The sequence below is a fragment of the Paenibacillus kribbensis genome, assembly GCF_001705305.1.
Classification (GTDB): Bacteria; Bacillota; Bacilli; order Paenibacillales; family Paenibacillaceae; genus Paenibacillus; species Paenibacillus kribbensis_B.
On the sequence record NZ_MCBP01000007.1, the window covers coordinates 125661 to 144361 of the forward strand.

Below are 18701 nucleotides of genomic sequence, written 5' to 3' on the forward strand. Positions count from 1 at the left end.
CGAACGAGTGCTAATGATTCCATTTTACAATCAGGCTATTATGGATAACAACAAGGGGGGATTCGCTTGTTAACCGAACGTCAGAGACTCATTTTGAATGCGATTATTGATGACTACATTCGTTCGGCTGAGCCAGTGGGTTCCCGCAGCATATCCAAAAGGCAGGATGTCGGATTCAGCCCCGCCACGATCCGCAATGAAATGTCGGATTTGGAGGAACAGGGCTATCTGGAGCAACCCCACACTTCTGCGGGACGCATCCCGTCTCATAAAGGCTATCGCTATTATGTGGACCATCTGGTGCCACTGAATACACTGAAGCCTGTGGAAATGCGGGAACTCAAAGCCTTTTACGCCGAAAAGCTGAATGTAATGGAGCAAGTGATCCAGCATGCGTCAGGCATTTTGTCTCATATGACCAATTATACTTCCATCCTGCTTGGGCCGGAGGTTTTTCATACTTCATTGCGTCATTTTCAGCTATTGCCGCTCAATGAAACGACGGCTGTGGCGATTATTGTGACCAATACCGGTCAGGTGGAGAATAAGACGGTGGATATTCCGCCGGGAATTTCGATTTCCGAGATGGAGAAGGTTGTGAATTTGCTGAACAGCAAGCTGGTCGGTGTACCGATTTATCAGCTTAAATCACGTCTGTACACTGCGCTTGGTCAGGAAATGGAGAAGCATGTGTCTCATTTTGAGGACGCTATGAAGGTATTGGATAAAGCACTGGATAATGAATCAGATCAGCGCCTGTATTTGAGTGGTGCCACGAACATGCTCAATCAGCCTGAATTTAAAGATGTAGAAAAGGTTAAACATATTCTTGATCTGCTGGAGGAAACACCAACGCTGCTTAAACTGATGACACCTGTTCCCGGAGCGCCTGAAATGCAGGTGCGTATCGGCACGGAAAATGATCATGAGGCGTTTGCCAATTGCAGTCTGATCACCGCTACGTATGCGATAGATGGGGAAGCATTGGGTACCATAGGCATACTGGGACCGACGCGGATGGAATATGCGAGAGTGATTAACATTTTGGATATTCTATCTAAGGATTTGACCGTAATGCTCACGCAGCGGTTTAAATAGAACAAGAACGTGCAGTTTATAGTTCTACACCTTCCGCGTTCGGAACATTTTGTATCCTGCGCGGGTGTATTGCTGCGTGTTTTTATAAGGGGATTTTTATAAGGATAGTTATAACTTGAAGGAGGTGAAACATTTTGAAGGAAGAACAAGCGTTCCAAGAAGAAAAACAACAAAATGTAAGCACAGAGGAAGCTGGCGAGACGATTCAGGAGCAGGAAGAGTCGGTGAATGAAGCGGCAGCACTGGAAGCTCAGGAAGAAGACACAGAGGTGACAAAGCTTCGTGCAGAGGCTGAGGAGCATCAACAGCGGCTTTTGCGCGCACAGGCGGATTTTGACAATTTCCGTCGCCGCACGATAAAAGAGAAAGAAGAACTCGCTAAATATGCGTCTATGAAGCTGGTCACCGAGCTGGTACCTGTTCTCGATAACTTCGAGCGTGCGCTGGCAACAGCACAGCAGGGAGCAGAGACTGAGTCGTTCGCCAAGGGCGTAGAGATGATTTTCCGCCAGTTTGAGGGCGTGCTTCAGGCTGAGGGAGTGACGGCCATGAATTCAGTGGGTCAACCGTTTAATCCTGATTTCCATCAGGCCATTATGCAGGTGGAAAGCGAAGAGCATGAGGAAGGCATCGTTGTTGAAGAGGTGCAAAAAGGATACATGCTGAAGGACAAGGTACTTCGTCCAGCCATGGTAAAAGTAAGCATGTAGCTTTTTCAATATACATTTAGCAGCACATGAATTGAAATTCAACCATTCTGGCCTGCGGGCCTCGTATATACAGAAGGAGGAATTGTCCGATGAGTAAAGTAATCGGTATTGACTTAGGTACAACCAACTCTTGTGTGGCTGTTATGGAGGGCGGCGAAGCCGTCGTTATTCCAAATCCGGAAGGCGCGCGCACAACCCCTTCCGTTGTTGGTTTCAAAAAAGATGGAGAACGTACTGTAGGGGAAACGGCAAAACGCCAAGCGATTACGAACCCGGATCGTACAATCATCTCAATCAAACGCCATATGGGTACAAACCATAAAGAAAGCATTGATGGCAAGGAGTACTCCCCACAGGAAATCTCTGCTATGATTCTGCAAAAGCTGAAATCCGATGCTGAAGCTTATCTGGGCCAAACGGTAACTCAAGCCGTTATTACGGTTCCAGCTTACTTCAATGACAGCCAACGTCAAGCAACCAAGGATGCAGGTAAAATCGCGGGTCTGGAAGTTCTGCGGATCGTCAACGAGCCAACAGCAGCCGCTTTGGCATACGGTATGGAAAAATCCGAAGACCAAACGATCCTCGTGTATGACCTGGGTGGCGGTACATTTGACGTATCCATTCTGGAACTGGGCGATGGTTTCTTCGAAGTTAAAGCAACAAGCGGTGATAACAAGCTGGGTGGCGATGACTTTGACCAAGTGATTATTGATTACCTCGTAAATGAATTCAAAAAAGATCAAGGTATCGACTTGAGTAAAGATAAAGCAGCTGTACAACGTCTGAAAGACGCAGCGGAAAAAGCGAAAAAAGAGCTGTCCGGTGTACTGACTACGACGATTTCTCTGCCGTTCATCACAGTCGTTGACGGCGTTCCACAGCATTTGGAGTTGAACCTGACTCGCGCGAAATTTGAAGAGCTGTCTGAAGGTCTGGTAGAACGTACTTTGGGACCTACTCGTCAAGCGATGAAAGATGCAGGAATGAGTGCCAGCGACATCGACAAAATCGTTCTGGTTGGCGGTTCCACACGTATTCCGGCTGTACAGGAAGCAATCAAAAAACTGACAGGTAAAGAGCCTCATAAAGGCGTAAACCCTGATGAAGTGGTAGCTTTGGGTGCGGCAGTTCAAGCCGGTGTATTGACAGGTGATGTGAAAGACGTCGTTCTTCTCGACGTAACCCCACTGTCCCTGGGTATTGAAACCGCAGGTGGCGTATTCACTAAAATGATCGAGCGCAACACAACGATCCCTACAAGCAAATCGCAGGTATTCTCGACGTATGCCGACAACCAGCCTAGCGTAGAAATTCATGTACTGCAAGGTGAACGTGAAATGGCAGCAGGCAACAAAACGCTGGGTCGCTTCCAACTGGGAGATATTCCTCCGGCACCGCGTGGCGTACCGCAAATCGAAGTTACCTTTGATCTGGATGCGAACGGTATCGTGAACGTATCTGCTACGGATAAAGGAACTGGCAAGAGCCAAAAAATTACGATCACATCTTCCAGCGGCTTGAGCGACGAAGAAGTAGAACGTATGATGAAGGATGCCGAATTGCATGCGGAAGAAGATAAAAAACGCAAAGATTTGGTAGAAGCGAAAAACGCTGCGGACCAACTGATTTACTCCGTAGACAAAACGATTAAAGATCTGGGCGAAAAAGCAGATGCAGCTGAAGTCGAAAAGGCAAATGCAGCAAAAGAAAATCTGCAAAAAACGCTGGAAACCGACAACCTGGAGGACATCAAAAAGGCTACTGAAGAGCTGACTGAAATTGTTCAGCAATTGTCTGTAAAACTGTACGAGCAAGCTGCTCAAGCAGCACAGGCTGAAGAAGCCCAAAATGGCGCAACAGACAGCAAAGGCCGCGACAATGTGGTTGACGCAGATTATGAAGTCGTTAATGAAGACGAGAAGAAAAACTAAGCTACGGATCGGGAGTGGCATTACAGTACACCGGTGCGTTATAATACACTGAATAGTATCTAGCAGCGTAGCTGCCTTGATAAATAACGATGAGACTGAAGAGCAACCGTTATTTTCAGGATAAATAAGCATATTACGGGTTGTACTGCCTTGAAATGATGGGAAGGTCAAAGCCGGGTCATCCCGTGCCTTTGGCTTTCCTTTTATATGTAGTGCAGACGCGTTGTAGGCATGGGGGTGGAACATTGGCTGATAAGCGTGATTATTATGAGGTGCTGGGCGTCGCGAAGGGCGCTTCAGATGAAGAAGTCAAAAAGGCTTACCGTAAGCTTGCGCGTCAGTATCATCCGGACGTGAACAAGGCTGCGGACGCGGAAAGCAAATTTAAAGAAGTAAAAGAGGCCTATGACGTTCTCAGCGATGGTCAGAAGCGGGCAAGATACGACCAATATGGTCATGTTGACCCGAACCAGGGCATGGGAGGCGGCTTCGGTGGAGCCGACTTCGGTGGCGGGTTTGGTGATATTTTTGATATGTTTTTTGGTGGTGGCGGCAACGGTCGGCGTGACCCGAATGCACCACAACGTGGGAATGATCTCCAATATACGATGACGATCGAATTCAAGGAAGCGGTGTTCGGTAAGGAAACCGACATTCATATTGGACGTACCGAAACATGTGATACGTGTCATGGTACGGGAGCCAAAGCGGGCACCAAGCCACAAACCTGCTCTGTCTGCCACGGTAGCGGTCAGGAAGAAGTGGTGCAGAATACACCATTTGGTCGTATGGTTAATCGTCGCGCTTGCTCCAATTGCGGCGGTGCAGGAAAGATCATCAAGGAAAAATGTACAACTTGCAGCGGTTCTGGCCGTGTGCGCAAGCAGCGTAAAATTCATATCCGTATTCCAGCGGGTGTGGATGATGGCTCGCAAATGCGTATCAACGGTGAGGGCGAAGGCGGTATCAACGGAGGACCGGCAGGTGACCTGTACGTCGTGTTCCGTGTGAAGTCGCATGACTTCTTCGAGCGCGAGGGAGACGACATCTACTGTGAAATTCCGCTGACGTTCTCGCAGGCGGCACTGGGAGATGAAGTTGAAATTCCGACGTTGACCGAGAAAGTGAAGCTGAAAGTTCCAGCGGGTACGCAGACGGGCACCTATTTCCGTCTTAAAGGCAAAGGTGTGCCGAAGCTGCGTGGTGTAGGTCAGGGTGACCAACATATTAAGGTGGTCGTAGTTACGCCTAGCAAGCTGAGTGAGGAACAAAAGGATCTCCTGCGTCAATTCTCTGCGCTTAGCGGAGAGCAGACACACGAGAATGAGCAATCCTTTTTTGACCGTGTGAAGCGTGCCTTCCGAGGCGACTAATCCAAGGAAAGAATCGCGGAGCTTCAACCATGAATCAGAGGGGACTATTCCGCAATTGCGGGGTAGTTCCATTTTTTATTCTAGATTTACGCAAACACATACATATCCATTTTTGTATAAGCGTACTGAGCTATTGGCGCTTAATCTTAAGTAGAAAGGGGTGAGTCTCATCGCAATTTCACAGCTAAAGCTGCGTCGGGGGAAACCGCAAATAAAACTCAGAAGGCTGATTACACTGCTGGTTTGTCTCGTTATGGCACTTGTACTTTTACCAGTAACACTGTTATTTGCGGACAGAGTTGAGCATGAAACCGAAATGGGGCTGGAGGAAAAGGCAATGTCCATCGCACGTACACTCGCCCACACACCTCTTATTGTTGAACAATTGCAACAACCCGGTTCGTCTTTCTCCATGCAGGAGTATGTGCAGAAGGTTTCATCTGCTAATCATGTTCAGTTTATCGTAGTTATGGACATGAAGGGCATTCGTAAAACGCACCCGGATGTCAGGATGATCGGCAAAGCCTTTGTTGGTGGAGACGAATACACTGCACTTCATGGTCATGAGAGTGTATCTGTTGCGAAGGGAACATTGGGCCTGTCTATGCGCGCCTTTTCTCCCGTGTTCAGCTCGAAGGGAAAGCAGCTGGGAGCGATTGTCGTCGGTATCTCCATGCAAGATGTACTGAGGGCGCAGGAAGGCAACTACCGCCTTATTGCTATCGCCATTGGCGTCGGAATGTTAATCGGCACCGGAGGGGCTGTTGTGCTGGCCCGCAAAATCAAAAATATGCTGGTCGGTCTGGAGCCACCGGAAATCGCACGCTTACTGGAGGAACGCAGTGCTATGCTCCAGTCCATTAAGGAAGGCGTTATTGCGGTGGATGAATCAGGACGTGTTATGTTAATGAATGCAGAAGCGATCCGTTTGCTAAGGCAAGCGGGAATTGAAGATTTTTCGTCCTCTGGACAGGAAATCACCGCTTATTTATCTGCTTTCCGATTGCAAGAGTTCTTGGAGGCAAGCATTCCAAAGATGGACGAGGAAATGGAGTTGGGGGGAATCACCTTGCTCACTACCAGTGTTCCGATACGGGTAAAAGGGGAAATCGTGGGAGCGATTGTAACCTTTCGGGATAAAACGGAGATGAAGCAGCTTGCCGAGCGTTTGACAGGGGTATCCCTGTATACGGAAGCACTACGTGCACAAGCTCACGAATTTATGAATAAGCTGCATGTTATTATGGGGATGGTGCATTTGCGAATGTACGATAAATTGGAGCATTACATTATGGATGCCGTTGAGCATCATCAGGTGGAGATTGGCTCCATTACCCGGCAGATTAAGGACCCTGTTATGGCGGGTTTTGTGCTGGGGAAATTAAGCCGGGCCAGAGAGGTCGGGGTGAGTTTCGAACTGACTCCGGGTAGCTATTTGCCCGAATCGGGTCAAACCCAAACGATTCATGAACTGATTACTATTCTTGGTAATCTGTTTGATAATGCGGTGGAGGCGATGGAATCTCTCCAGCACAAGCGGATCACCCTTTCACTTTATTATGATAAACATCAGGAGAACGGATGTCTGACCTGCATCATGCGTGACAGTGGTCCGGGTATACCGGAAGAGCTCGTAAAGACGGTATTTGAAAAAGGCTTTTCGACCAAGGGAGAGTCGCGGGGAATGGGGCTTTATCTGGTGGCTCAAAGCGTGAAAAGATTACAGGGCAGCGTAAAGCTGATTCCAGCCGAGCAAGGGTGCTGTTTTGAGATTACGATTCCATATATGACGAGGAATGATGAACATGATTAATGTCCTGATTGTAGAAGATGATCCGATGGTTGCCGAATTTAACCGTAAATATATGGAGCAGGTAGAGGGTTTCCAATGTGAAGGCTGGGCTTCTTCCGTAGAAGAGGCCAAGAAATTTTTGGCTGAGCGAGCCGTTGATCTGGTTTTACTAGATGTGTATATGCAGGAAAGCAACGGCCTGGATCTGCTGTCATTCATACGGGAGGCAGGAGTGAATGTGGACGTCATTGTGATTTCAGCTGCAAGTGACATGAACAGTGTCAAGAAAGCGATGAATTTCGGCGCGGTGGATTATTTGATTAAGCCGTTCCACTTTAATCGCTTTCTGGAGGCACTTACGGGTTATCGGGAGCATATCAGCATCGTGCGTGAACGCAGCTTGCTTTCACAGGAGGAGCTGGACCGTCTTTTATATCATAAAAGCTCTGCCAAGGACTTGGCCCGATTGCCCAAAGGGGTAACCAAGTCAACCCTGGCTATGATCTGGAATTGTATCCGGCAGCATGAAGCGCTGCTATTTTCCACCGAGGATATTGCAGAGAGTGCAGGGATATCCAGAGTGTCTATGCGCAAATACCTGAATTTTTTGACGGAGATTGATGTGCTTTCCATGGAAACGATTTATGGAACCATCGGACGACCTGTGTACCAATACCGTATTTTACCGCAGGCGGAAGAAATCATGGCAGGTTATGATTCAGGCTCTCTCTAATTACTTTAATTACAAAAGTAGATTATTAGTTTTAAAACCAAATAAAGCGTTTTCCAAGGTGTAGAATGAAGACATGATCATCGTTCGTTACTACGAGGCATGATCTTCGTTCTTTACTACAAGGAGGGAGCTTTATGGAAAATGCTTCAAATCAGACTGCCATTCAAAAGGAGCAAAAATGGAATAAAAATCCTGTAAATGGAATCAGGATGCTAGGCAAGATAAAAGTGGGAGTGATTCCGCTTCCACTCTACGTCGTGATTGCGCTGGTTATATACGCGGCTGCGGTTACACAAAAACTTCCGAACGATATGTTGGGCGGGTTCGCCGTCATCATGATTTTGGGCATATTGCTCAGTGAACTTGGTTTCAAGCTTCCGCTGCTCAAGCATATTGGCGGCCCGGCTATTTTGTCGCTCATGGTTCCATCGTTGATGGTATTTTGGAATATGTTCAGTCCGTCCGCGATGGATGCTGTACACACGCTCATGAAGACCTCGAATTTCCTTTATTTCTACATTGCTTGCTTGGTAACCGGGAGTATTCTTGGTATGAATCGCAAAATGTTGTTGAACGGAATCGTGAAAATTTTTGCCCCTATCATCATTGGCTCTATTGCAGCCGTTGCGGTAGGTATGGTCGTGGGGATGGCTTTTGGTTACAGTGCCTATCATACGTTCTTTTTTATCATCATTCCTATTATCTCCGGTGGGATTGGGGAAGGAATTTTGCCTTTGTCCATTTCGTATGGATTGGTCTTGGGCAAAGATTCAGCGATGTTCGTATCCCAGTTGATTCCGGCTGCGATCATCGGGAATATCGTAGCCATCATAGGTGCGGGTGTTCTTAAGAGATTAGCGGAGAAAAAGCCGAGCACTTCAGGTAACGGGAAACTGTTGAAATCTAGTGAGGAAGAAAAGCTAGCTCCTACAAGTCTCGAACAAAACATTTCTTTTCCATTGATGGGTGGCGGAATGCTGTTAGCCTGTACCTTCTTTATCGTAGGTAAGCTGCTGGAGCCATATCTTCATATTCCAGGACCGATTCTGATGATTTTGGCTGCGGCTATCATTAAAACCGTTCAAGTGATGCCAAGTCAGTTGGAGCAGGGAGCTTTTCATTTGTACAAATTTATAACGGCAAGCCTGACGTGGCCATTGATGGTAGGATTGGGAATTTTATATGTGCCTTTGGATAGTGTGGTTGGGATTCTGACGATACCTTATGCCATCACCTGTGCATCTGTCGTAATTGCACTAATTGTCTCTGGGTATTTTACAGCGAAATGGATTAATATGTATCCGGTAGAAGCTGCACTGGTAACCAGTTGTCGCGGCGGATTAGGAGGCACGGGGGATGTGGCTATTTTGTCTGCATCGAATCGGATGGAGCTGATGCCTTTTGCGCAAATTGCAACCCGTATTGGCGGAGCAGCAACGGTCATTTTAGCAACCTTGTTACTCAAATTATGGAGCTAACGGTTTTGTATACAGACATGAAGTTCTATAGCTTAATTACAAAATGAAGGGACGGAGAGAAATATGAGTAGTTTATTAGATGAAATTAGAGAGTTACACGAAGGCGGTAAAATGGAGACGTTACCAAAAAAACGGATTGAAACGATGGAGGCGCTGTCCAAAGTCTATACGCCGGGTGTGGCAGAAATTTGTATGGAAATTGCGAATGACCCGGCCAAAGCGTACCAATTAACCATTAAAAAAAATACAGTAGCCGTCGTATCTGACGGAACAGCGGTGCTTGGATTAGGGGATATCGGCCCTGAGGCTGCTATGCCTGTCATGGAGGGCAAGGCGGTACTGTTCAAACAATTTGCAGGTGTCGATGCATTTCCAATCTGCCTTAATACGAAGGACCCTGATGAAATTGTTCAGATTGTCAAAATGATCGCTCCTGCCTTTGGAGGCATTAATCTGGAGGATATCTCTTCACCGCGCTGCTTTGAGATCGAGAGACGGTTGAAAGAGGAACTGGACATTCCGGTATTTCATGATGATCAGCACGGCACAGCAGTCGTCGTATTAGCGGGACTGGTCAATGCACTGAAGGTAGTCGGCAAGAAAATGGAGGATGTCAAAGTTGTATTTGCAGGTATCGGTGCGGCTGGTATGGCTTGCTCTCGTATGCTGCTCAAGGCGGGTGTACGCAATCTGATTGGCGTTGATCGACAAGGAGCCATTCATCGTGGAGTGGAATACAGCAACCCGCATTGGACAGAGTATGCCAATATGACCAATCCCCAAAATCTGAGTGGTAGTTTATCCGAGGTGATTGTGGGAGCTGATGTTTTCATCGGTGTATCAGGCCCGGATTTATTGACTGTGGAGGATATTCAGAGCATGGCCGCTGATCCTATCGTTTTTGCCATGGCGAATCCTAAGCCCGAGATTGATCCGGCTTTAGCTGCGCCGTACGTACGTGTATTGGCCACAGGCCGCTCCGATTTTCCTAACCAGATTAATAATGTACTGTGCTTCCCGGGAATTTTCCGGGGTGCACTGGATTGCCATGCCACGACAATTAATGAAGAAATGAAACTGGCTGCCGGACTTGCCATTGCGGATGCGATCAGTCCTGAAGAACTAAGTGAAACTTGTATTATACCTAATGTGTTTAATCCTAAGGTGGTGCAAAAGGTGCGGGATGCTGTCATTCGTGCTGCACGGGAGACGGGGGTAGCGAGAGCAGGAGAAGTACCCGCCGCTGCTCAGCACCCGGAAAAGTAACCTTCGCAAACTACGTTCCCAGCGTTCCACCTGCTAAATCCGGTGCTGTCTGTTCCGTTCCGTCTCTGTGGGGAATATAAATTCGTGCCAATGAGCAGGATATAGCAAAGCGCAACTGTATAGTTCTTGAATAAAAGTTGCGCTCAATCTCACACAGGGAGTTTTTGGGGATGGGTGAAAAAAATATTTTGGCGTATTTTAAAAGTCCCGAGGAAGCACAGGGAGCCGCTAGAAAGCTGGAAGCTCTTCGGGTAGCGGATGTGTCGATAGACCGATTTAGCCGATATCCGCGACAGTCCACTGGCAACGCTGGATTACCTGTATTTTCAGGACAAATTAGCAGCTTGTCCTCGCTAACGCAGGGAGTAGATTTTACAGATGCAACTCCAGCGATACTGGCTGCGGCTGATCCGTCTGCCAGTGGAATGAGTGATGGGGGACAGGGTGGACCAACTGGCCGCGATATTTTGTTGACTGCTGTGGTTGATGAGTCCATTCATCATCAGGCAATGTCCATTGTGGAGCAAGCGGGTGGAATGCTGTGAGAAGTTTGGAAGGAGCTGTGACAGATGCCAACAAACAAACGGTACGATAAAGTATTGACAAAAACGGAGAAAATCAAGCGTGCGCAATCTGCCAAAAATGAGGATGTTGAGTTCTCGGCAGAGCAGGCAGATGCTCAGGATTTGGAAGCGATTCGGCGGAGCGAAGCAGCTGATCGTCGTCAGGAGCGCATTATTTTCGACAGCGAGTAGAATTCATAAGACGAGTTATCCCCATCTTGAAGATGATTAAGGGATAGCTCGTCTTATTTGTGTAACTGGGGGTTGATTTTCAATAATAGCCTGATAGCTTTTTTGAACTCCTATGCATGTATATAGTACAATGTAATGTATGCACGTGAAATGAGGAGGAAATGAAAACCATGTTGTGGAATGAAATAACAATACATACAAGTGAAGAAGCCATCGAAATGATTTCGAATTTTCTGCACGAAGCAGGTGCGGGAGGGGTTTCCATTGAAGAATCCGGTTCGCTCAACAAACCGCGAGATACGTCTTACGGGCAGTGGTATGATCGCCCCTTGAACGACATTCCTGAAGGACAAGCGATCATCAAGGGCTATTTTGCCGAGGAAGTGGATATGGACAGCATACGTGCACAAATCGAGCCGCGAGTCGAAGAATTGAGAACATTCGATATTAACCCTGGTGAGGTTCGGTATGAGTTGAAAACGGTCAATGAGGATGACTGGGCAAATGCCTGGAAACAATATTTCAAGCCTTTACGTGTGTCGGATCGCCTAACGATCAAACCGACCTGGGAGGACTATGAGCCTGCAAGTGAGGACGAAAAAATCATTGAGCTGGACCCGGGTATGGCCTTTGGCACGGGGACGCATCCTACGACATCTCTTTGCCTGAGAACACTGGAATCTGTGATTAAGGGTGGAGAGGAAGTCATTGATGTCGGTACAGGCTCCGGTATTTTGGCCATTGGAGCTATAAAGCTGGGAGCGAAGCATGTGCTAGCCTTGGACTTGGACCCGGTAGCGGTATCAAGCGCGCGAGAAAATACGCGTCTGAATGGACTGGAAGAACGCATTACCATTAAGGAAAGCGATTTGCTGTCCGTGCTCAATACAAGCGATCCAACGCTGGGCATCCAGTTGCCGGTCAAGCTGGTGGTTGCTAATATTTTAGCCGAGATTATTTTGCTGTTCATTGATGATGTCTATAAGGCTCTGGAGCCAGGCGGTACTTATATTGCATCAGGGATTTGGAAGAACAAAGAAGAGGTTGTCGAAACTGCGTTGAAGGCAGCTGGCTTTGAAATTGCCGAAATACGCCGAGATGAAGATTGGCTGGCGTTTGTGGCGAGAAAGAGGTAAGTATGGATTTTTTACAAAGTATTTTTCGTGTAAATTTAAATGTTCTTCCATTTTACTTGCTGGCTGTGATTATATCTTTTACGGTCCATGAGTTTGCACATGCGTATTATGCCAATAAATTTGGTGATCCCACAGCCAAGCTGCTTGGGCGTGTGACTTTAAATCCGGCCGTGCATATTGATCTGCTGGGTACGCTGTTGCTGCTGATCGGGGGCTTTGGCTGGGCCAAGCCTGTTCCGGTTAACCGTGACAATTTTAGCCGTCCGCGCCTCATGGGCATTATTGTTTCGGCTGCCGGTCCACTAAGTAATCTGCTGCTTGCATTTGTCGCTACATTGATCTATGCCATGCTGCTTCATTTTCAAGTGCTGCCGGGCATGGAGAACCAGCGGGTAGCTCAGGCGATCTATCTGTTTATCAATGCACTGATCAATTTGAATCTGTTTTTGTTTATCTTCAACTTGATTCCACTCCCCCCGCTGGATGGGTACCGGATTGTGGAGGATGTGGCTCCAACACCTGTGCGCCGCAAGCTTCAGCAGTTTGAACAGTGGTCCATCTTTATTTTTCTGCTTATACTGGTCATTCCGCAGGTGCGGGCTGTAACGATTGAACCTCTTTACACGCTGGCCCAAGTCATATATATACAGTTTTTGCAGTTCTCTTTTTACATCACCGGTTTATTTGGAGCCTAAGGGCTCCTTTTTTTGCGAGAACAGATAAATATTAAGTCAATGGAAAAGGGAACAGGCTGGTCATACAGGCGTAAAAGATGATATGATGGTGCTTGGTGATTTATTCGGATTTTGTACGGAAAGTCAGTGGATAACAGTTATTTTTAGAATAGGTGTGAGAGACAATGCAGCGTTATTTTATTCCGGCAGAGCAATTTCTGGAAGATCACGTGATTGTTGCGGGCGAGGACGCGCGGCATATCGCTAAAGTCATGCGCGGTCGCAGCGGTGACAAAATTATAGTCAGTGACGGGGTATCCAGAGAAGCACTGGCTGAGCTGGAAACGATTGAGCAGGATCATGTGACGGCGACGATCGTCGAGCTGCTGGAGATGACCTCTGAACCGCATGTGCAGGTCACTATCGCCCAAAGTCTTCCTAAAGGAGACAAGATGGAGACGGTGATGCAAAAATGTACAGAAATCGGAGCAGCGGGCTTTATACCGTTTTTGTCCGAGCGTACAGTCGTGCAGTATGATGCCAAAAAAGAAGGCAAGCGACTGGAGCGCTGGCGCAAGATTGTGAAGGAAGCGGCTGAGCAAAGCCACCGTAACCGGATTCCGGAAATTAGCGCACCCATGACGTGGAAAGAGCTGCTGGCTTCTTTTGCGGGGTATGATTTGATATGCTATTGTTATGAAAAAGAGCAGGGTCGGCAGTTACGGGATGTGATCCAGCCTTTGGCAGGACCATGGGCGTCGGCAGATAAGCCGCGTGTTCTGCTGGTGGTGGGCCCGGAAGGCGGCTTCACTGAAGCGGAAAGCCTGGAGGCCGAGCAGGCCGGGGCTCAGTCTACAGGGCTGGGAAGACGTATTTTGCGTGCAGAGACCGCAGGTATGGCTGCATTGGCGTGCATTTTATATGAGACAGGAGAAATGGGAGGGATTTAATATGCCATCAGTGGCATTTTACACATTGGGCTGTAAAGTAAACTTTTATGATACAGAAGCAATCTGGCAGCTGTTCAAAAAAGAAGGTTATGAGCAGGTGAATTTTGATGAGCAGACTGCTGATGTCTATTTGATTAATACTTGTACCGTTACGAATACGGGCGATAAAAAGAGTCGTCAGATTATACGTCGCGCGATTCGTCGAAATCCGGATGCCATTGTGGCCGTAACGGGCTGCTATGCTCAAACTTCTCCTGCTGAGATTATGGATATTCCTGGTGTTGATCTCGTTATTGGTACACAGGATCGGGACAAGATTATTCCGTTTGTGAAGGAAATTCAAGAATCGCGTCAACCGGTAAATGCCGTGCGTAATATTATGAAGACTCGTGTGTTTGAGGAAATGGATGTGCCTGATTTTGCTCACCATACCCGTGCGTTTTTGAAAATTCAGGATGGGTGTAATAACTTTTGCACTTTTTGCATCATTCCGTGGTCACGCGGTTTATCCCGCAGCCGTGATGCCGCGAGCATTATTGCACAGGCGCGTCAACTGGTGCATGCAGGCTACAAGGAAATCGTACTTACAGGTATCCATACTGGCGGTTATGGTGACGATATGGAAAATTATGACCTGTCTGATTTGTTGTGGGATCTGGAAAAGGTGGAAGGGCTGGAACGCATTCGTATCAGCTCGATTGAAGCCAGCCAGATTGACGAAAAAATGCTTGATGTGCTGAAACGCTCCAACAAGCTGGTTCGTCATTTTCACATACCGCTTCAGGCAGGGGATGATACCGTGCTGAAACGGATGCGCCGCAAGTACACGACAGAAGAGTTTTATAACAAGATGCTTATGATTCGAAAAGCAATGCCGGATGTAGCGATTACAACGGACGTGATTGTCGGATTCCCCGGGGAAACGGACGAAATGTTCCGCAACGGCTATGAGCTGATGAAAAAAATCAATTTTTCGGAAATGCACGTATTCCCGTATTCCAAGCGCACTGGAACGCCTGCGGCACGTATGGAGGATCAGGTCGACGAGGACGTTAAAAATGCCCGTGTGCATGAGCTGATTGAACTGTCAGAGCAAATGCAGCTGGCGTATGCTGAAAAGTTTGTAGGTCAGGTGCTGGAGGTCATTCCGGAAGTTGCGCCGAAAGGAACCGAAGGTAGCGGCATACTCTACGGTTATAGTGACAATTACATTCAACTGGTGTTTGAAGGTACTGAGGATTTGGTTGGCAAGGTGTGCCAAGTGAAGCTGACGAAGGCGGGCGTTAATGAAAGTGAAGGTCAATTGGTCCGCGTACTGGAGAACGGGCTGCAAACAGCTCTCTAAGATCATAAAAAGCCTGAACAGGCAATAGCGATGGCAAACAAGGATTTCGCCTTTCCTTACAGAGAGGACGGAATCTTTGTTGCGCAAGGAAAGGAGATTACAGGATGGCAGCAAAAAAGGAAATTTCCGCAGGTGGTGTTGTGTTCCGCAAACAGGGGGAGCAGCTTGAAATCCAGCTGATTACTGACCGATATGGCAAGGCATCCTTGGCTAAAGGCAAAATGGAGCCGGGAGAAACGATCGAACAGACGGCTTTACGTGAAATTCGCGAGGAAACAGGGCTAAACGGGCGAATTATTCAGCATGTGGATATGATTGCTTATACGTACCAGCACGCTGAATATGGGGAAGTGGACAAGGAAGTACATTATTATCTTGTGGAGGCACTGGATGGAGATTTACAGGCACAGATCGAAGAAATAAAAGGTGTCGCGTGGCATACGCCTGAGGAGGCATGGCGTCTCCAGCGCCAGGGTGGATATGATAATAATGATGTCATTTTGAGCAAGGCGCTGTCTATGCTGGGAATTAACGTTTAATTCTAGGGAGAGACATACGTTGCTCTAAGCGTGTCCATACGGGTAAATAGCAAGCGGGCAAGGCGATCAGCGAACTGATCACGTTAAACAGGGTTTGGGCATGAGCGACCTTGGCTCCGGGCTCGGCGGATATCCAGGCGGCCGCCATTTCAAGCCCGGGAATCAACGGCATAAAAAGCAATGCCCCGCCTACGTTCAGCAGAACATGGGACCAGGCTACAAATTTGCCGGACGTGCTTCCGCCTACAGCGGCGATCAGAGCGGTTACGCAGGTGCCCACATTGGAACCGATGACGATGGCGATACCCACGTCGGCTGGCAGGGCGCTTGCCGCAGCAAGGCTGATCGCCATGCCAATGACGGCTGCGCTGCTGTGTACCAGTGCGGTCAGGCAAGCTCCGGCGGCGAAGGCCCACCACATGTTGGCGGCAGCGTGATCCAGAAACCAGCGGAATAGTCCGGCCTGTTCAATCCAGGGCCCGACCGTTTGCATCACGCGGATACCCGCCAGAATCAGCGAAAATCCGGCAAGGACGAGGCTGATAAATTGTACAGCCTGCGGGCGGCTGAGCCCATGGGAACCGGGGGAAGCTCCGGCGGACGCATACTGGTGGTCGAGGACAGCTTCTCCCCACAGGACTGCTGTGCTCCAGCACAGCAGTGAACCGCATAGCAGCGGAACAGCCAGCTTGCCCAGCTGCAGCCCCATCAGCTCGGTGGTCAGGCAGGTGCCAATATTGGTACCGAGGATGATGCCGAGCGTACGACCGTAGGTCAACAGCCCGGCGTTGACCAAGCCGATGGTCATCACCGTTACGGCAGTGCTGCTTTGCAGCAGGGCGGTAATGCCTGAGCTGAACAGCAAGCCTCGCCAAGGGGAGACGGTGGCCCGGTTCAGCCAGCGGGTAAGGAAGGGGCCAGCCAAATGGCGGAGGGCTGCTTCCATCAGCTTCATTCCGCCCAAAAAAATAAGCAGTCCTCCGCACAGCGGCAAAATAACGTGTATAAACACGGGCATAAACCTCTCTTCTAAGGTAATTTAATGTTGGTGACTTAGGCAACTTACGGCTAATTTTGGTCTTTCGATCGCTATTACAATGCCTTGAAATCAGGATATTTTCATGAATTACTTTTAACGTCAACTGAAGCATTTGGCTTCTTTCACAGCATCGCTAAAGCGCTTATGTACAGCCTATGATCTGTCGAGGACAGCCATGACAAGCATGGCCGAGCTGTTTTTTTATAGAACGATAATTTTTGTAATATCTTCACAAGCTTTAAAAGCGTGACGTCGATATCAAGGCGGGCAGTAGCGAAGCGGTTCATTTGAATCTGGAGAAGCGCCAGCGTTCGCCTTTGCAGGGGGATTTTTACCTTTAAATGTTTTACCCAATCCCAAGAATCCCGTGCAACAGCGATCGTAAGATCAAATGAACCGCGGAGCCGCGCCCCCATCGAACACCACGCTTTTAACACTTTGAGTAATCCAAGAATAGGAGTGAGGGTTTTGCCTTCAGTAATATTAGAACGAGGCCGCAAAAAAAGGCTGGAGCACGCACACCCCTGGGTGTTTAAAAATGAAATAGCCAAAGTCGAGGGTAACCCGGAGGCGGGCGATCTGGTCAGCATTGTTAACCATCAGGGTCGATATTTGGCGACAGGCTACTATAATCCGGCTTCACAAATTACAGTGCGTGTGCTATCGTACGAGCCGCTGGAAGCCATGGATAAAAGCTTCTTTGCTGAACGCTTCCGCAATTGTCTGGAGCACCGTGAACGTTTTGTGACCGGAGGAGACGCTTATCGGCTAGTGTACGGCGAGGCTGATTTTTTGCCTGGACTGATTGTAGACCGTTTTGGTGATGTATTGGTCGTGCAGCTGTTAACGCTGGGCATGGATCGGCGCAGGGAAGAAATCAGGGACGCGCTTGTCGAAGTGATGGGACCTGTCGGTATATATGAACGCAGTGATGTATCCATCCGTGAGCTGGAAGGACTGGAACAGACGAAGGGACCTTTGTACGGTGATTGCCCGCGTCATGTCGTGGTGACGGAAAATGGTTTGCAAATTAAGGTCGATATCGTAGAGGGCCAGAAGACAGGTTATTTCTTCGACCAGCGTGAGAATCGTGCGGCCATTGCACCGCTGATGACAGGCTGGGGCGGGCGCAGCGGAATTACGATTCAGGAAGTAGCAGAGCAAGATGGCTCTGGCACCACGATTATGAAGCCTGTAAATAAAAGTGGTAAGGTTGTTGAATTCCCATTTTGGGATGGCGCAACCGTACTGGAGTGCTTTTCACATACCGGAAGCTTTACACTTCATGCATGTAAATACGGTGCCAAAAAAGTAACTTGTCTTGATATTTCCGAGCATGCGATTGAAAGCGCCCGGGATAATGTCAAGTTGAACGGCTTCGAGGAACGCGTCGAGTTTGTCGTCGACGATGCTTTTCAATATTTGCGAAATCAGGTCAAAGGTGTGGAGGAGCGTGCCGCGAGAGCAGGGGGCAAGGGAGATACATCCAAGCCGCTAACAGCTGGCGGCGGGCGCACGTTTGACGTGGTTATTCTTGATCCGCCAGCCTTTGCCAAAACGAAGAGTGCGGTCAAAGGCGCTATGCGGGGGTACAAAGACATCAACCTGCACGGGATGAAGCTTGTTAATGAGGGTGGTTATCTGGTGACGGCAAGCTGTTCGTTCCATATGCGGCCGGAGCTATTTCTGGACACGATTAAGGAAGCGGCGGCAGATGCCGGAAAAATCCTCCGTCTGGTGGATTGGAGAGCAGCCGGCAAGGATCATCCTCAAATTTTGGGCGTGGAGGAAGGTCATTATTTGAAATTCGCTATCTTTGAGGTGCGCAGCCAGAAACAGCTGTAGGTGTGGAAACACAGTGAATCGCCTTTGGGATGGT

Annotated in this window: 18 protein-coding genes; 16 read left to right on the forward strand and 2 right to left on the reverse strand. The window is 48.4% G+C overall.

Annotated elements, in window-relative coordinates; all coding sequences use genetic code 11:
- Positions 1–66: 66 nt before the first annotated feature.
- The 15 genes from hrcA (at position 67) to BAZ21_RS14685 (ending at position 15783) form a co-directional block, all read left to right on the forward strand.
- Positions 67–1098: a heat-inducible transcriptional repressor HrcA gene (gene hrcA / locus BAZ21_RS14615; RefSeq protein WP_007431277.1), complete on the forward strand. Its 1032-nt coding sequence runs from the start codon at positions 67–69 to the stop codon at positions 1096–1098.
- Positions 1099–1232: 134 nt separating this feature from the next.
- A complete protein-coding gene (gene grpE, locus BAZ21_RS14620; protein WP_068501970.1) occupies positions 1233–1808 on the forward strand; it encodes a nucleotide exchange factor GrpE in 576 nt (191 codons plus the stop codon).
- Positions 1809–1897: 89 nt separating this feature from the next.
- Entirely contained in the window at positions 1898–3742 is a 1845-nt protein-coding gene (dnaK, locus tag BAZ21_RS14625) for a molecular chaperone DnaK (RefSeq protein WP_068501973.1), read from the forward strand.
- A gap of 245 nt (positions 3743–3987) precedes the next feature.
- Positions 3988–5115 (forward strand): molecular chaperone DnaJ, encoded by a 1128-nt coding sequence (dnaJ, locus tag BAZ21_RS14630; RefSeq protein ID WP_007431274.1) that lies wholly within the window; start codon positions 3988–3990, stop codon positions 5113–5115.
- Between the two features lie 160 nt (positions 5116–5275).
- Positions 5276–6928, forward strand: a complete 1653-nt coding sequence (gene dcuS / locus BAZ21_RS14635; protein WP_084011662.1) for a DcuS/MalK family sensor histidine kinase — start codon at positions 5276–5278, stop codon at positions 6926–6928.
- Positions 6921–7640: a two-component system response regulator DcuR gene (gene dcuR / locus BAZ21_RS14640; RefSeq protein ID WP_068501979.1), complete on the forward strand. Its 720-nt coding sequence runs from the start codon at positions 6921–6923 to the stop codon at positions 7638–7640. Before dcuS ends, dcuR begins: the two co-directional genes overlap by 8 nt.
- A gap of 134 nt (positions 7641–7774) precedes the next feature.
- Positions 7775–9118 carry a 2-hydroxycarboxylate transporter family protein gene (locus BAZ21_RS14645; RefSeq protein WP_068501982.1) on the forward strand — a complete coding sequence of 448 codons (1344 nt, stop codon included), beginning with the start codon at positions 7775–7777 and terminating at the stop codon, positions 9116–9118.
- Between the two features lie 63 nt (positions 9119–9181).
- The gene (locus BAZ21_RS14650) at positions 9182–10384 is read left to right on the forward strand and encodes an NAD(P)-dependent malic enzyme (RefSeq protein ID WP_068501984.1); all 1203 of its coding nucleotides are present in this window, start codon (positions 9182–9184) and stop codon (positions 10382–10384) included.
- 170 nt (positions 10385–10554) lie between these two features.
- Positions 10555–10929 (forward strand): hypothetical protein, encoded by a 375-nt coding sequence (locus BAZ21_RS14655; protein ID WP_013311164.1) that lies wholly within the window; start codon positions 10555–10557, stop codon positions 10927–10929.
- 24 nt (positions 10930–10953) lie between these two features.
- Positions 10954–11139, forward strand: coding sequence for a YfhD family protein (locus tag BAZ21_RS14660; protein ID WP_068501987.1), 186 nt, complete (start codon positions 10954–10956; stop codon positions 11137–11139).
- Positions 11140–11309: 170 nt separating this feature from the next.
- Complete coding sequence (gene prmA / locus BAZ21_RS14665; RefSeq protein ID WP_068501990.1) at positions 11310–12275, forward strand: 50S ribosomal protein L11 methyltransferase; 966 nt, start codon at positions 11310–11312, stop codon at positions 12273–12275.
- A gap of 2 nt (positions 12276–12277) precedes the next feature.
- Positions 12278–12970, forward strand: a complete 693-nt coding sequence (locus tag BAZ21_RS14670; protein ID WP_068501993.1) for a site-2 protease family protein — start codon at positions 12278–12280, stop codon at positions 12968–12970.
- Between the two features lie 164 nt (positions 12971–13134).
- Complete coding sequence (locus BAZ21_RS14675; protein WP_068501995.1) at positions 13135–13899, forward strand: 16S rRNA (uracil(1498)-N(3))-methyltransferase; 765 nt, start codon at positions 13135–13137, stop codon at positions 13897–13899.
- 1 nt (position 13900) lies between these two features.
- Positions 13901–15244 carry a tRNA (N(6)-L-threonylcarbamoyladenosine(37)-C(2))-methylthiotransferase MtaB gene (gene mtaB / locus BAZ21_RS14680; RefSeq protein WP_068502000.1) on the forward strand — a complete coding sequence of 448 codons (1344 nt, stop codon included), beginning with the start codon at positions 13901–13903 and terminating at the stop codon, positions 15242–15244.
- A 104-nt stretch (positions 15245–15348) separates the two neighbouring features.
- The gene (locus BAZ21_RS14685; RefSeq protein ID WP_068502002.1) at positions 15349–15783 is read left to right on the forward strand and encodes an NUDIX hydrolase; all 435 of its coding nucleotides are present in this window, start codon (positions 15349–15351) and stop codon (positions 15781–15783) included.
- Here the strand turns inward: BAZ21_RS14685 and BAZ21_RS14690 are convergent.
- Both BAZ21_RS14690 and BAZ21_RS14695 read right to left on the reverse strand, forming a co-directional pair.
- Complete coding sequence (locus BAZ21_RS14690; protein WP_068502342.1) at positions 15773–16795, reverse strand: Na/Pi cotransporter family protein; 1023 nt, start codon at positions 16793–16795, stop codon at positions 15773–15775. The two genes, BAZ21_RS14685 and BAZ21_RS14690, sit on opposite strands and share 11 nt — an antisense overlap.
- A gap of 149 nt (positions 16796–16944) precedes the next feature.
- Positions 16945–17373, reverse strand: coding sequence for a hypothetical protein (locus tag BAZ21_RS14695; protein ID WP_176718151.1), 429 nt, complete (start codon positions 17371–17373; stop codon positions 16945–16947).
- Here BAZ21_RS14695 and BAZ21_RS14700 point away from each other — a divergent pair.
- Positions 17291–18667, forward strand: a complete 1377-nt coding sequence (locus BAZ21_RS14700; protein WP_068502009.1) for a class I SAM-dependent rRNA methyltransferase — start codon at positions 17291–17293, stop codon at positions 18665–18667. The genes BAZ21_RS14695 and BAZ21_RS14700 overlap by 83 nt on opposite strands.
- Positions 18668–18701 lie beyond the last annotated feature (34 nt).

Excerpts from the sequence above, each read along its gene's own strand:
- dnaK (WP_068501973.1), top strand. The coding sequence starts at position 1,898 with ATGAGTAAAGTAATCGGTATTGACTTAGGTACAACCAACTCTTGTGTG.
- dcuR (WP_068501979.1), top strand. The coding sequence starts at position 6,921 with ATGATTAATGTCCTGATTGTAGAAGATGATCCGATGGTTGCCGAATTT.
- BAZ21_RS14645 (WP_068501982.1), top strand. The coding sequence starts at position 7,775 with ATGGAAAATGCTTCAAATCAGACTGCCATTCAAAAGGAGCAAAAATGG.
- BAZ21_RS14650 (WP_068501984.1), top strand. The coding sequence starts at position 9,182 with ATGAGTAGTTTATTAGATGAAATTAGAGAGTTACACGAAGGCGGTAAA.
- BAZ21_RS14655 (WP_013311164.1), top strand. The coding sequence starts at position 10,555 with ATGGGTGAAAAAAATATTTTGGCGTATTTTAAAAGTCCCGAGGAAGCA.
- BAZ21_RS14660 (WP_068501987.1), top strand. The coding sequence starts at position 10,954 with ATGCCAACAAACAAACGGTACGATAAAGTATTGACAAAAACGGAGAAA.
- prmA (WP_068501990.1), top strand. The coding sequence starts at position 11,310 with ATGTTGTGGAATGAAATAACAATACATACAAGTGAAGAAGCCATCGAA.
- BAZ21_RS14670 (WP_068501993.1), top strand. The coding sequence starts at position 12,278 with ATGGATTTTTTACAAAGTATTTTTCGTGTAAATTTAAATGTTCTTCCA.
- BAZ21_RS14675 (WP_068501995.1), top strand. The coding sequence starts at position 13,135 with ATGCAGCGTTATTTTATTCCGGCAGAGCAATTTCTGGAAGATCACGTG.
- mtaB (WP_068502000.1), top strand. The coding sequence starts at position 13,901 with ATGCCATCAGTGGCATTTTACACATTGGGCTGTAAAGTAAACTTTTAT.
- BAZ21_RS14685 (WP_068502002.1), top strand. The coding sequence starts at position 15,349 with ATGGCAGCAAAAAAGGAAATTTCCGCAGGTGGTGTTGTGTTCCGCAAA.